Origin of the sequence: Brevefilum fermentans, assembly GCF_900184705.1 — a bacterium.
Lineage (GTDB): Bacteria > Chloroflexota > Anaerolineae > Anaerolineales > Anaerolineaceae > Brevifilum > Brevifilum fermentans.
The window spans coordinates 440,100-453,553 of record NZ_LT859958.1; the positions used below are offsets into that span (position 1 = coordinate 440,100).

The 13,454-nt window shown below is 50.3% G+C and carries 12 protein-coding genes and 1 tRNA gene; 7 read left to right on the plus strand and 6 right to left on the minus strand.

Annotation, left to right across the window (positions count from 1 at the left end; translation table 11 throughout):
- Window positions 1-27 precede the first annotated feature (27 nt).
- Entirely contained in the window at window positions 28-1,104 is a 1,077-nt protein-coding gene (locus CFX1CAM_RS01910) for a DUF933 domain-containing protein (protein WP_087861387.1), read from the minus strand.
- A gap of 186 nt (window positions 1,105-1,290) precedes the next feature.
- Here CFX1CAM_RS01910 and CFX1CAM_RS01915 point away from each other — a divergent pair.
- A tRNA-Leu gene (locus CFX1CAM_RS01915) sits at window positions 1,291-1,372 on the plus strand.
- Between the two features lie 52 nt (window positions 1,373-1,424).
- Here CFX1CAM_RS01915 and CFX1CAM_RS11670 read toward each other — a convergent pair.
- The 5 genes from CFX1CAM_RS11670 to CFX1CAM_RS01940 all read right to left on the minus strand — a co-directional run bounded on the left by CFX1CAM_RS11670 (window position 1,425) and on the right by CFX1CAM_RS01940 (window position 7,315).
- Complete coding sequence (locus CFX1CAM_RS11670; protein WP_269457040.1) at window positions 1,425-1,547, minus strand: hypothetical protein; 123 nt, start codon at window positions 1,545-1,547, stop codon at window positions 1,425-1,427.
- Window positions 1,548-1,618: 71 nt separating this feature from the next.
- A complete protein-coding gene (locus CFX1CAM_RS01920; RefSeq protein WP_087861388.1) occupies window positions 1,619-4,015 on the minus strand; it encodes an endonuclease MutS2 in 2,397 nt (798 codons plus the stop codon).
- Between the two features lie 257 nt (window positions 4,016-4,272).
- The gene (locus tag CFX1CAM_RS01930) at window positions 4,273-5,298 is read right to left on the minus strand and encodes an NAD-dependent epimerase/dehydratase family protein (protein ID WP_087861390.1); all 1,026 of its coding nucleotides are present in this window, start codon (window positions 5,296-5,298) and stop codon (window positions 4,273-4,275) included.
- 110 nt (window positions 5,299-5,408) lie between these two features.
- Entirely contained in the window at window positions 5,409-6,098 is a 690-nt protein-coding gene (sfsA, locus tag CFX1CAM_RS01935) for a DNA/RNA nuclease SfsA (protein WP_087861391.1), read from the minus strand.
- Window positions 6,095-7,315 (minus strand): carbohydrate kinase family protein, encoded by a 1,221-nt coding sequence (locus CFX1CAM_RS01940; RefSeq protein WP_087861392.1) that lies wholly within the window; start codon window positions 7,313-7,315, stop codon window positions 6,095-6,097. Before CFX1CAM_RS01940 ends, sfsA begins: the two co-directional genes overlap by 4 nt.
- Before the next feature lie 423 nt (window positions 7,316-7,738).
- On the opposite strand from CFX1CAM_RS01940, the gene CFX1CAM_RS01945 reads away from it, so the two are divergent.
- From CFX1CAM_RS01945 to CFX1CAM_RS01970, 6 genes are read left to right on the plus strand one after another with little or no spacing between them, the layout of a single operon-like run.
- Complete coding sequence (locus CFX1CAM_RS01945; protein WP_162287643.1) at window positions 7,739-8,452, plus strand: GntR family transcriptional regulator; 714 nt, start codon at window positions 7,739-7,741, stop codon at window positions 8,450-8,452.
- Between the two features lie 13 nt (window positions 8,453-8,465).
- Window positions 8,466-9,404 carry a carbohydrate kinase family protein gene (locus CFX1CAM_RS01950; protein WP_087861394.1) on the plus strand — a complete coding sequence of 313 codons (939 nt, stop codon included), beginning with the start codon at window positions 8,466-8,468 and terminating at the stop codon, window positions 9,402-9,404.
- Between the two features lie 2 nt (window positions 9,405-9,406).
- Window positions 9,407-9,928 (plus strand): ECF transporter S component, encoded by a 522-nt coding sequence (locus CFX1CAM_RS01955; protein WP_087861395.1) that lies wholly within the window; start codon window positions 9,407-9,409, stop codon window positions 9,926-9,928.
- 13 nt (window positions 9,929-9,941) lie between these two features.
- On the plus strand, window positions 9,942-11,651 hold the full coding sequence (locus tag CFX1CAM_RS01960) for an ABC transporter ATP-binding protein (RefSeq protein ID WP_087861396.1): 1,710 nt from the start codon (window positions 9,942-9,944) through the stop codon (window positions 11,649-11,651).
- On the plus strand, window positions 11,648-12,439 hold the full coding sequence (locus tag CFX1CAM_RS01965) for an energy-coupling factor transporter transmembrane component T family protein (RefSeq protein WP_087861397.1): 792 nt from the start codon (window positions 11,648-11,650) through the stop codon (window positions 12,437-12,439). The genes CFX1CAM_RS01960 and CFX1CAM_RS01965 overlap by 4 nt, the downstream gene beginning before the upstream one ends.
- Window positions 12,436-13,434 carry an ADP-ribosylglycohydrolase family protein gene (locus tag CFX1CAM_RS01970; RefSeq protein WP_087861398.1) on the plus strand — a complete coding sequence of 333 codons (999 nt, stop codon included), beginning with the start codon at window positions 12,436-12,438 and terminating at the stop codon, window positions 13,432-13,434. Before CFX1CAM_RS01965 ends, CFX1CAM_RS01970 begins: the two co-directional genes overlap by 4 nt.
- The last annotated feature ends 20 nt before the right edge of the window (window positions 13,435-13,454 follow it).

Here is a 13,454-nt window from a genome sequence, read left to right on the forward strand (position 1 = left end):
AACGCGACCGGTCCGAGCGTACCCCAGCTAAAGGTTGAAGCGGATGGTGATCACATCGCCATCCTGAACAAGATAGCCCTTGCCCTCCAGGCGCAGTTTGCCCGCCTGGCGCGCTTCTGTAAAGCCGCCCAGGTGGATCAATTCATCGAACCCAATCACCTCGGCGCGGATAAAACCTTTTTCCATATCCGAATGAATCTTGCCGGCAGCTTCAAGGGCGGTTGACCCGCGCGTGATCGTCCAGGCATGGGCTTCTTTTTCTTCTTCCACAGTAAAGAAGGAGATTAAGTCCAACAATTCGTAGGATGAACGCACCAGGCGGTTGCGGCTGGGTTCCTGAATGCCATATTCTTTCATGAACAGTGTTGCATCCTCGGGGCTCAACTGGGCGATCTCCATCTCCAGTTTGATGGGCATGCAAATTGGCTGTGTGAAGCCCTTGAATGCATCTAAACTGATGGGAGGCTGACCTTCTGATTGATTGACTACAACCAGTTGTGGTATCCGACTTAGCAGACCATGCCCCGAGAGCTTTTTTTCTTCATCCGGGCTGAAGGTCTCGCCGCGCAGGGGAAGCCCCTGGGACAGGGTTTCGTTGAGCCTGGTGAATAACGCTTGCTCACGTGCGATTTCGGCTTTGTCACGACCATACCCTCCCCGCTGCCGCTCCTCTTCCAGGCGCATTAATTTACGTTCGATCTGAATCAGGTCATGAAGCATGAATTCCGATTCCATGGTCGCCAAATCTCGCAACGGGTCAACTGAACCGGCTGAATGGGGCACAAGGGGGTTTTCGAATTGCCGGATGACATGAATGAATCCATCCATTTGCGACAAAGTATTGAGCAGTGGACCAGAAATGCCACTCCTGGCTGATTCGCCGTCCAACCCGCCAATATCGACATAAGTGACCTTGGCATAAACGATCTTCTTTGGGCGGAACGCTTTAACCAGGGCATTAATACGCTCATCGATAACGTCGACAACGGCGGTATGCAACGATAGTTTGCCTCCGCTGATCCCTGTGGGGGTATCGCCCTGCGTGAGGGCGTTGAATAAGGTGGTTTTTCCGGATTGAGGTAAGCCGATGATGCCTAATTTCATTACTGCTCCAATAATCGCTCCACCTTGCTTGAAAGGAGGATGAAAGTCTACCTTAAAATGATACCCAATTAATCCCTGGCGAGTTGATGAAGGGTGTGCGGTTGTGCAATTGAAACCCCGGATTCAAAGCATCTCGATGGAATTGCTTGACCTGGACCGGTGAATTGGATAAAATACTATCTGCCAGCCGAAGTGGCGGAATAGGCATACGCGCACGACTCAAAATCGTGTGCCTTCGGGCATGTGGGTTCGATTCCCACCTTCGGCATGCTAAGGTTAAAAAAGCTCATCGAGGTGAGCTTTTGCGTTTAAAGCGCCGATTAATCACCGAATTTCTGAATGCTGGCGGTTTGAATTAAGACACCCCGGTAGCGATGAACAACCCATTCATCCTGAACATCCGCCTGCTTGGTGCGATTGAAATTTCTTCCGATGACGGGCATGTGATAGAGGACTTCACGTGCAAGAGAACTGGCAATGCAATGGGAGAAAAAGGGCGCTGTCAGTTCTCTTATTAATTTTGTTTGATGAAGGCAACGGTTACACCTGCCCCGCCCTCCGTGTCTCCGCCGCTTTCATAGCGATCAACGAAGGGGCTGAGTCGCAGGGCTTCCCGCACGGATTCGCGTAGGCGTCCGGTGCCTTTACCATGAATGATCCGTACAAAGGGCAATCCAGCCAGGAAGGCTTTTTCTAAATAGCCTTGAAGGGTGTCCAGCCCTTCATCCACCCGCTGACCGCGCATATCCAGTTCAAACCCGGGGGATTCATGCGTCCTGGGGAGAATGGTTTTCCCAGGTTTTGTCCTGTCTTTTTGGAGTTCAGGCGGATCTTCTTCGGTCTCGCCTTTGCGGATGATATCCGAACGGCGGGCGCGTATTCTGAGCATACCGACCTGGACTTCAATATCAGCCTCGGTAATACCGGTGACCACCCCATCCTGGTCAATCGAACGGAGATGAACTTTTTCACCCAGATGCAGGGGACCTTTGGTTTTGCGCACCGGTTTTTTGGGTGCCTGGCGGACGATCGGTTCTGCCAGCTCTTCTTCCAGGGTTTCAACGACTTCTGCAACCTCGTTAACAACATCCAGCGGTTGGTGCGCCCTGGCAAGTTGACGCCGCAGGGTTTCCAGTTCGTCGCGCACCATCGATAACTGATCCTCGGCTTCCAAACGGGCTTTTTCCAGCAGGGCAATGCGCTCATCTTCGATTTGGTCGAGGCGATCAGCCAGCTCTTTACGGATCGCCTCTGCCTCTTTTTGGGCGATTTCTGCAGCTGAGCGTGCCTGTCGTGCCAGGTCTCGCTGGCGATGGATCTCATCGAGCAAATCTTCTGCCCGCAGGTCGGTAGGGTCGATTTCGGCTCGAGCTGCCGAGATAATTGACTCTGGTAAACCCAAACGTTCGGCAATCGCCAGGGCGTTCGACCGCCCAGGAAGCCCGATGGTGAGGTGATAGGTTGGTTGGAGCGTTTCGAGGTCAAACTCAACGCTGGCATTTAACACCCCCGCAGTGGCGTGGGCGTAGGCTTTGAGCTCCGGGTAATGTGTGGCCACCAGGCAGGTGATGCCCCGCTCTAACAGGTGAGCCAGCACTGCGCGCGCCAGGGCAGATCCCTCCTGCGGATCCGTCCCGGCGCCCAATTCATCCAATAAGACCAGCGACTTAGGCGTCGATTTTTTCAAAATGCCGTTGATATTGGTCACATGACCGGAGAACGTTGAAAGGGATTGCTCGATGGATTGTTCGTCGCCGATATCAGCATAGACATCTTCAAATATCGACAGCGTCGAACCCGATTGAACGGGAATTTGCAGACCCGATTGAGCCATCAATATCAGCAAGCCGACGGTTTTCAGGGTTACCGTCTTTCCGCCTGTGTTGGGTCCGGTGATGACCAGCGCAAAGGTATCAGCATCAAGATCCACATCGATAGGAACCACGGTTTTGGGATCTAACAGGGGGTGGCGAGCTTTGAACAATCGGATCGTGCTGCCGGGGTGGATGGTACCTGTTTCCCTGGTTGGCACCAGGAGGGGTTCGACTGCATCGATATCCAGCGCGAAACGGGCACACATGCACGCCAGGTCGAGTTCAGCCAGGGCTTCAACCATGTGTTTGAGGGCATCGCCATGCTCACCGACGCGCAGGGTCAATTCTGCCAGGATACGCCGGATTTCGTCACGCTCTGCCAGGACCAGCTCGCGATAGCGGTTGTTCCACTCCACCACCGCCAGCGGTTCAATGAACAGAGTCGCTCCCGACGAGGATTGGTCGTGAATCACCGCTTTGATGCGCCCTTTGTACTCTGCCCTGAGTGGCAACACATGTCGCCCGTTGCGCTGGGTGATGATCGGTTCCTGCAGCATGCGGGCTGTGCTGGGCTCTGATAGAAAACGTTGCATGCGCGCCATCATGCGTTCGTAGGTGATCTTAATCTCGCCGCGGATTTGGGAAAGTTTATCTGAGGCGGAATCGAGGATGTCGCCCCGTTCGGATATGGTTTTGTTGATCTGATCCACCAGCCCCAGACCCACGGGCAGGTGCTCTGCCAGGCTGGAAAGCATGGGTGTTTCTTCGACCAGGGTCTCCAGGACGCGCCGCGCCGAACGTGCGACGATCAACGTGTTTTTTATCTCCAGCAAATCCCCGGGTTCAAGCACACCCTCGCGGCGCGCAACCCCAATTTGGGGGCGAATGTCGTGGGCGTTGTGAAAAGGCAGGTCAAGGTTCAGACTGAGGATATGGCGTGCCTCGCGGGTCGCAGATTGCCGGTCACGCACGTCCTGCAGGTCTGATTGGGGTTGCAGACGGCGTGCAAGTTCAGCCGAGGCGCTGAAACTGGCGTAGTCTGCCAATCGGCTGATAATTTTGTTGTATTCAAGGGTCAGATAAGCTTTTTTATCCATGCGAAATTAGTTTATCACGAATTTACTCCCTGGAGGTAAAGATGGGGGTGAGAGCGATCGGGAGAAAAGCCTACCTCGGTTTTGGAAATTTCATGAGAGGAGAATTGAATCATCGAAATTGGAAATTAGTGTACTGCGATGCTTTTCTGGGCGCTTTTTTCGATGGAGTGTGTGTTGAAGAACGATTAAAAAGGAACACATGCCACATAAAACGAGCTGTTAAATTGTGGTATTCCGAGTGAAAACCTTTAGTGCGCTTAATGGTTGTTAAGACCTGCCAAACCAGCAACTAATTTATTGCATTGTTGACGATAGCCTTCAATCAATTGATCATAGAACGGAAAGCTTTGCCAATCTTCAATCCGATGGTGTTCGTTCAGCCAATCGTAAGTCCGTTTCGATCCAGAAAGCCAATCGACGGTGACTTCAAACCCCAGATCGCGTTTAGCAGCACTGTTGTCGAAGATGTTGGTGTACTGAAAATTGAGATAGGTGACGATGGCATTTTCCGGTGTGATGCGGGCGAGGACCTCCGCAGGAATGTGGACGATTTTTGGTTTGGGCGCGCCAATGGCTGCGGCCAGGCGCTCGTGATATTGATTCCAGGTTTGCCATTCCTCGCCGGCCAGGTGATAGACCTTTCCAAAGGCCGTGTCGTTCCCTGCTGCGTTGACAAACGCGCGGGCAACATCATCAACATGACATGAGACCCACAGGGACTCCCCGTCGCCGTGAACGATCACGGGCTTGCCCTGCCGGATTCGATCCAGGAAATAGGTGTCACTGCCAAGAGAATGAATGATGGTTCCGCCTTCGCCATAGGTGCTGGCTGGCCGCAGGATGGTGACCGGGAAGTGGCCGGCATGGTGAGCAGCCATGAACACATCTTCACAGGCGGCTTTTTCACGCCCATAATCCGAGAGGGATTCCCGCGGGTGGGATTCAAGCACGGGAAAAGTCGCCGGTGGCTTGGTGTAGACGTCAACCGTGCTGCAGAAGATCAATTGGCCTGTTTTTCCGGTCAACGCCCGGATGGTGCTTTCAGCCTGTTCTGGTTTATAGCAAACCATATCGATAACACAATCAAAGGGCCCGGCGGCGGCGATTTTTTCTTCAAAAACAGTCCGGTTGTTCCGGTCGCCCCGGATATGTTCATACTTGCCATCCACCCTGGACTCGGTTTGGCCGCGGTTGAACAGGGTCAGGTTGTGCCCGGCTTCGAGCAGTTGGCGGCTGATGGACGTGCTGATCAGACCTGTTCCACCGATGATCAGGATGTTCATAGAGTTTCTCCTCATTAACTGTTAATTTTGGAATTCGCTTTCAGCAAAAAAACAGGGCTTATTGTACCCAATAGTGAAATAACTGTAAACATCACCGGGGAACGAATGTTTTATAGCACCACCGATATTTCCTCTGCGATCTCAATTCTATCCAGGCGTACGTCACAGCGGTACGCGTGGACTTCTACGCCGGCGAGATTGACCTGGCGCAACCGAGCAGCAAATTCGGGGTCGACCGTCTCATAAGGGGCGAAGCGTTGTGCATCGCCGCGCTGAGCGATGAAGACCGCGCTCGCCTGCTCACCTCCTGCCGCCAATTCTGCCAAAGTCTCCAGGTGACGGCGACCGCGCGTTGTGGGCGCATCGGGGAACATGCCCACACCGTTCTCAACAAAGGTTACCGATTTAACCTCCACCCAGCACACCGTTCCAGGTGATGACAGGCGAAAGTCCAGCCGGCTGTGCCCATAGGTGACCTCTTTTTCAACGTTTGTAAAAGGGAAGGCTGCCAACAGACCCGTGCTTACGGCTTCGGCAAAGAGCGTGTTTGCCATCGTTGCCTTGACCGAGCACAGACCGCCCCCCGGCAGTTCGCTCAGCAGGAGGGTGAAGGCGGTCTTGCGTCCAGGATTGTGCGCTTGTTCCATCCATACCCGGCATCCTGGCTGGAGTGCGCCGGTCAACCGGCCGGTAGTGGGTACATAGGCTGTGGTTGTTTTGCCACCATCAAGCTGAACTAGTGCGGAGAACCGATTTTTTCGCTCAATCAGAATGCCCGGCTGAAGTGGTGGATATTTCATCTCGTTATGCTTGAACTATTGGTGGTGTGGCTTGGCGGTTTGATCCATACGCCCTGTGCCCGGCCTTCTGACCACCCGTAAGGTGCTAAATCAAGCGGGACGGTTTCCCATCCACGCTCAATTCGCGAACCGATTTGATCCCACCCCGCCAGTTCAGCCATCCCACCCGGCGTTTCAACGCAGTGGGCGCCGGTTGCAACAGCCATACGCAGGGCTTGCTCGGGAGAGGCGCCCCGCAATATACCCGCCAGGAACCCGGCAATAGCCGCATCGCCGGCACCCGTGCGTGATTTTTCGGTGACTGCAAAAGCAGGCGCCCAAATTTGCCGATCATGCCAGTCCTCGCCAAGATGCTCCAGTCCGCGCCCGCATTTTTTCCAGCGATTTGAGGGCGCTGTGCGCAGGTAAATTCCCCGCGGACCAAGTTTGACCAACAGGGCTTTGACGCCATAACGCAAAATCCTGTCAGCCAGCCCTTCCAAACGTGACGGCTCAATCGCTTCGATTAAAGACAAATCAGGCTTTGCACAGTGCTGGTCAAACAGCTTTCGATCGAGCAAAAAGATCAGTTCTTCCAGGCTGGGAACGAACAGATCGACCAGGGGAAGGGTGTTGTCCAGGATTGCCAGCCAATCCAGGCGTGCGGCGGGACCAGAAGAGAGGTCGGGAAGGCTGAAATCAAGCGCAGTGGTCAGCCCGGCGCGGCGGGCGCGTCCCAAAATTGAGGCCAACTCAGCCCCTTCGCCCCGGTAAATTGAGCGCATCAGCGGCGGGTATCCAAAATGGAACAGGTCGACGCTTTCCAGGATTTCGCGGGGCAGATCGGAGGCATAAAAGGTATCGTTGACGCCCGGGTGTTGGAGGAAAGATCGGTCGACCCCGGGTGGGTCGATGACAATCGTCACGCCGGTGGACTGACCAGGGTCAATCACCAGGTCGGCAGCCAGGTGAGGTGACACTTCACCGAGGGCATCCTGGAGCACCTGACCGAATAAGTCATCCCCGATTTTGCCGACCAGCCGGACGGGGATGCCCAGACGGTGCAATGCCAGTCCGGTATTGGCGACCGCACCGCCTGGGATGGACCTGACACCGCCCGTGCGCATCAAGTGCCCGGGTTGAAACCGGTGTTGAAATTGCCCCTCAGAAACCGCCGAGAGATCGGGGATCACATCCAGACAGAGCAGCCCAGCAATGATGGCACGTTTAGCGTACATACGCGTTCTCCAAGGTGAAATTCTGTTATTAATCTTATCATAGCGTATGCTGGGAGATGGGGTTGGAAATCGGGTGGGAGCAACAAGCCCTTCGTATAGAATTGCGAACTGTTTATCACGTACTCCACAAGAGAGATGAGAGACTTTTGTATGTGATTAAGCACAGGTTTTTAAAAAGTACGCCATACTAACCTCATTGTGATTCTTGCTATTTGGTAATTAATAGGATCAAATATCCGTATCTTACCCTTTTTGAAAAAATATAAGAGACATTTATGTTATTTGAATCTGTACCCTCCACGGAGGCAGAGAGGTCATGACGTCCCTATGAGGTGGTACTTTTTTTGAAAAAATGATTGACAGGCTGCAGCATCTCGTTGATAATTGACCTAGATTGCTATTCTTCAATCAATGGTTGTGTCAATGATAAACGAACCGCTCTACATTCACATTATTCGTGATATTCAGGGGAAAATCGTTTCCGGTCAGTATCCGAGTGACACGTTCATTCCCAGCGAGCTGGAACTGCAGGATATTTACAAAGTCAGTCGTACCACAGTGCGGCGCGCCATTTCAGAATTGATTAACGCAGGCTACCTTACCATCATCAAAGGAGTTGGTACCAAAGTTATGCCAAGCCGATTGATGACAATGCCTGAAGAATTGATGAGCTTTACACAACTCATGCTAAATCAAGGCGTGAAGCCCGGCACGAATATTTTGGAGATTACAAAAGAAAAAGCGACCCCTGATATACAAAAGGCGTTGGAATACCAGGGGGATCTGATCAAAATTTCGCGACTGCGCACAGCGGATAACACACCCATCTCTGTCAATATCTCTTATCTGCCTGCCGAGTTGTTGCAAACCAATGCTTTAGAGGTTATTCATACCCGCGATTCACTTTATGAAGCACTGGAAAAAGACTTCATGATAAAAATCGCCACCACAGAAGATACATACAGCGCAATCAGTGCCAACGCAAGCCAGGCAAAGCAACTTTCCATCCGCAAAGGCGATCCGTTGCTGATGATAGAACGTACAGCCTTTGATAAAAAGAATCGACCGATTGAATACAGCATCATTTATTTACGGGCTGATCGATACCGTCATACCATCACGTTAAGAGCAAAATAAAAGAGGAGAGATTATGAAAATCCTTGGTTTAGGGACAGTGGCAATGGATGTACTCATGGAGGTGGATCAACTGCCTGTTGCCGACAGCTTTGGCGTTATTTCTAAAGTGAGTTATCTGCCAGGAGGTAGCGGTACCAACGTTATCGTACAAACCGCGCGGCTCGGCGCTGAAGCCTCCTACATTGCCAAGCTCGGAGATGACTCCATAGGGAAAGATATATTAACCAGTCTGGAGGATGAAGGTGTTGATATCGCGGGAATGAGAATAAAGCCTGAAGGAATATCTTTGCATACCAATGTAGTGCTGGATAAAGATGGACAAAAATTCATTCTACTTAATTTTGGAGATGCCTTCGGAACGCTGAGCACCGAAGATGTCGATCGGGAATTGATTGAAAGGTGTGACACCTTCTTTACAGATTGTTTTCCTAATGAAGCACCGTTTTTCGCGCTTGAATTTGCAAAATCACTCGGGAAAACAACCGTTTTTAACATGCAGACTGGCTTTGGCACCTATGCTGCCTTTGGCATCCAAAAAGCCGATCTTCTGGAGGCACTCTCTCAGATTGACATATTTGCCCCTTCGCGTGAAGGGCTTAAAGATCTGTTTGGCTCTGAAGATCCTCAGCAAGTGCTACCGGAATTACGCAAATATTTTAGAGGAACCATCATTGTCACTCTGGGCGCAAAAGGGGTCATTGCCATTGACTCAGATGACCGGGTGATAGCAGTTCCAGCAGTGAAAATTGACCCTGTTGATACAACAGGTGCTGGCGATTCATTCATTGGCACTTTTATGGTCGCTCATTTACAATGGAATCAACCATTGGACGAAGCGCTTCGCACGGCGAATGCCAGCGCAGCTTATACGTGCCTGGGTATAGGCGCGCGCAGCAGTCCCAATGCAAAGCAACTCGGAGAATGGATTTTAACACATACCAAAGGAGAATAATTATGAAATTAGAGGATAAAAAAGCAGACTACAAGAAAGGGAAATGGACCACTAAGCAAATTGCGATTATGGCCATTTTCATCGCGCTGAGTGTTGTTGGCGCGTTTATCAAAATTCCAAGCCCGATTGGTTCAATTGGCTTGGATTCAGCCCCAGGCTATTTTTCGGCAGTTGCCTTTGGACCCCTGATTGGTGGCATTGTCATCGCCATCGGTCACCTGATTTCTGGTGCCGTCGTAGGGTTTCCGCTCACCATTCCGATTCATATCGGTATCGCGGTTGGCATGGCTTTAATTGCCTGGGTATTCTACATCCTCGGGCGCAAGGGCATCATTGGTCTTATCGCGGGCGTTATTGTTTGTTCACTGCTGAACAGCTTTGCCCTGGGCGTTTTGCTGCTTCCTATTGGCGGCAAGGCATTGTATGTATCGATGATTGTGCCGCTGCTGGTCGCGTCCGCGGTTAACCTGGTTATTGCGGCCATTGCTTATTACGCGCTGCGTAACAGCACATTGCTCAAGTAAACAGGACGATTATATGGACGCCATTCAGGTTACAGACCTAACCTATCATTACCCGGATGCTCACAAAGCCTCTTTGCAGAACGTTAGCTGCAATATTGGGAAAGGTACGTTTACTGTACTTATGGGTGAGACTGGTGCTGGTAAATCAACTTTGTTAATGAGCCTGAATGGCGTCATTCCAAAAATGATGGAAGGTACCCAGACCGGAGACGTTAAGCTGGAAGGACAGTCTATCCAGCCATATCGGGTGCAGACCATCACAGAATACGTTGGTCTGGTGATGCAGGATGCTGAGTCGCAGATTCTCGGTCGAACCGTTGAAGAAGATGTGATGTTCGGTCCTCGCAATTACCTGGTACCGCGTGAAGAAATCATTCAAAGGGTGAAGGATTCGCTCAAGCGAGTCCGGTTACAGGGCTTTGAGAAGCGAGAGGCAACTTCACTTTCTGGAGGGGAAAAACAGCGCTTAACCGTTGCTTCCATCCTGGCGCTCAATCCTCAAATTCTACTACTAGATGAACCCACCTCCGAACTGGATCCGCTTGGGCGTGAGGAAATCTATGAAACGATAGATGATTTGCGCAAGAATTCAGATATTACCATGCTTGTCGTTGAACATTCCAGTGAAGATATTTGCGAGAAAGCTGAACACTTGCTCATCATGCAAAATGGAAAATTAACCTGGGAAGGCAAGCCGCAGGACTTCTTCAGGGATATGGATTTGGTGACCCAAAATGGCATCAAACCCATCACGGTTTCAGCCATTGGCTGGCAGTTAATGGAAGCTGGATTGATCGCCAGGGAGGAAATCCCCCTGACAGTGGAAGATGCTGCGAGATTGATTCGTGGTTTGATTAAGAATCAACCGGTCCCGCTTCCACCGAAACGCGAACCCAGAAACTCAAACACATTAATCAAGGTTGAAGACCTGACATTTGGCTATGGAAAAGATAATTTGATCATTGATCAAATGAATCTTGAAATCCAACAAGGCGATTTTGTAGCGATCATTGGGCAGAACGGCGCCGGAAAAACGACGTTGGCGAAACAATTAAACGGTTTGCTCACCCCCATTTCAGGGAAAATTATTATTGATGGCAAAGATGTCACCGGCAAAAAGCCGGAAGAGCTGGCATATATCATCGGTTATGTTTTCCAGAATCCTGACCATCAAATCTTTTCGACCACGGTTTACAATGAAGTCCTTTTTGGGCTCAAACTCGCAAAATTACCCCAGGACGAAATCGATCAACGCATTGAAGAAGTTTTGGAATTTACCAACCTTAAAGAATTTAAAAACATCCACCCTTTTTCTATGGGCAAGGGTGAACGGCAGAAACTTGCCGTAGCATCTATTCTGGCGTTGAAACCAAAAATTCTGGTGGTGGATGAACCCACAACGGGACAGGATTGGAAAGGCATCCAGGTGATGATGGAAATGATGAAAACGCTCAACGAGCAAGGCACGACCATCATCATGATCACACACGATATGGATGTTGTCAGTCGCTATGCCAATCATGTCATCCTGATGAACGATGGCGAAATCCTTATGGAAGGAAGTCCGGAAGAAGTGTTGGCGGAAACTGAAATTCTCCGACAGGCAAGTGTGACCACAACGCAAACAGTGAGGCTCTGTAAGGAATTGGGCATACCCGTGTACCTCGACAGAAGCCAGCTGGCTGAGAGCATCATTAACCTTACCAATGGAAAACGCGCATGACAACATCAAGAATTAGTTCACTCGATATTCGTTTGAAGGTTTTGTTCTTCGTAACAATGGTGGTGTTAGCCTTCTTCTTTAATAATCCGGCTTACAATTTCGTGCTTATGGCGTTTTTAATTGTCGTGATGCTTTGGGGACAATTGCCATTGGCTGGGTTTTGGTCGATGTTAAAGCCCATGTTACCGGTTTTTATTATTATTCTGCTTTTTACTTTGTTTACAAAACCCTATGGTCTGCCCGAACGCTATACTGAGCAGATTCTTTTCTATTTGTTACCCAATGAAAAGATGCCTGCTACTTCAGGTGGGTTAATCCTAGGGATTAATTTCCTGCTGCGGATTATGTTGATGATTTCAGTGACGTATATTTTTATCTCATCTACAGCAATCGATGACATTTTGTTGTTGATGAGTGAAATGAAAGCGCCTTACTGGCTTTCAATCCTGATAACGACTGCGATCAGTTTCATCCCAACCATGAACCATAAGAAAGATCTGATTTTCCAGGCACAGAAGTCGCGTGGCGCAACGGTAAACCAAAAAGGCGTCTTTGGGCAACTGTTAAGTTTTGTACCTATCATGGTGCCGTTAATCACCAACTCTATTCTGATGGCAAACAACCTGGCGATTGCGATGACCAATAGAGGCTATGGGGCGACTTCACAGATGACCATGATGAAAGATTTAAGCTTCAGTCGTGTGGATAAGGTGCTATTGGTGCTTATTCTGCTCATTTTCATCGGGGCCGTCATTCTACGTTTTCCTTTTAAATATGGAGTTTTATGAGGCATATCTACGACACGCTTGTCGGCCTGGCTTACGGAGACAGCCTCGGTATGCCTGTCGAAATGTGGCCTCGAAAACGAGTTTTTGAAGCTGTAGGAAAAGTTGACCGTTTATTACCCGGTCAGACAGGAAACCTGATTACAAGCAGCCTTAAAAAAGGTGCAGTCACAGATGACACGCACATCAGCCTGATTCTTTGCCAGCAGTTGATTGAAGAAGGCGATATCATCCCCGAGCATTTTCTCAGCCGTTTGATGAACTGGGTTGAAAACAATCCCGAAAGCGCCGAACTGATCGGCCCCAGCACGATCAAAGCTGTCGAACTTTTTCAGCAGGGTATGGCATTAGAGCAAATCGGTTTGTTTGGCGAGACCAATGGCGGTGCAATGCGCATCGCACCGATTGGCATCTTCTTTGATTTGAGGGAATTTGATACATTCATGGCAAAGGTACATTTGGCATGTTTACCTACCCACAACACAGCGATCGCTATCTCTGGTGCGGCAGCGATTGCAGCGGCAGTTTCATACGGGGTGCATGTGGGAAGTGACCTAAATGAAATGCTCACCTGGGTTAGAAAGGCAGCGACCGCGGGGAGAGACTTCGGACGCGATCTGGGTTACCCGCATATTGATAAACGTTTGGACTTAATTATTTCATTATTTAATCAACACAAAGATGTGGAAGCCAGGCAGGAGCTCTTGCATAAGTCGCTGGGGACTTCCATACAAACCATCGACTCAGTTCCCACCAGCCTGGCAACAGCACTTTTTTACCAGGGACAGTTGCGAGAGTCGTTGCAGTTTACTGCCAATCTTGGCGGCGATACTGATACAATTTCGGCAATGACCGGTGCTATTTGTGGAGCACTGAATGGCGCTCATCAAATACCAGCTGAAGACATCGAATTAATTGAGCGCGTTAACAGCATCGATTTTTCTGGGATTGCCGATAGGATCTGCCAGAAATTAGACAGTATGCCCCGTTTGAGTTGACTGTTTGACTGATCAATTTA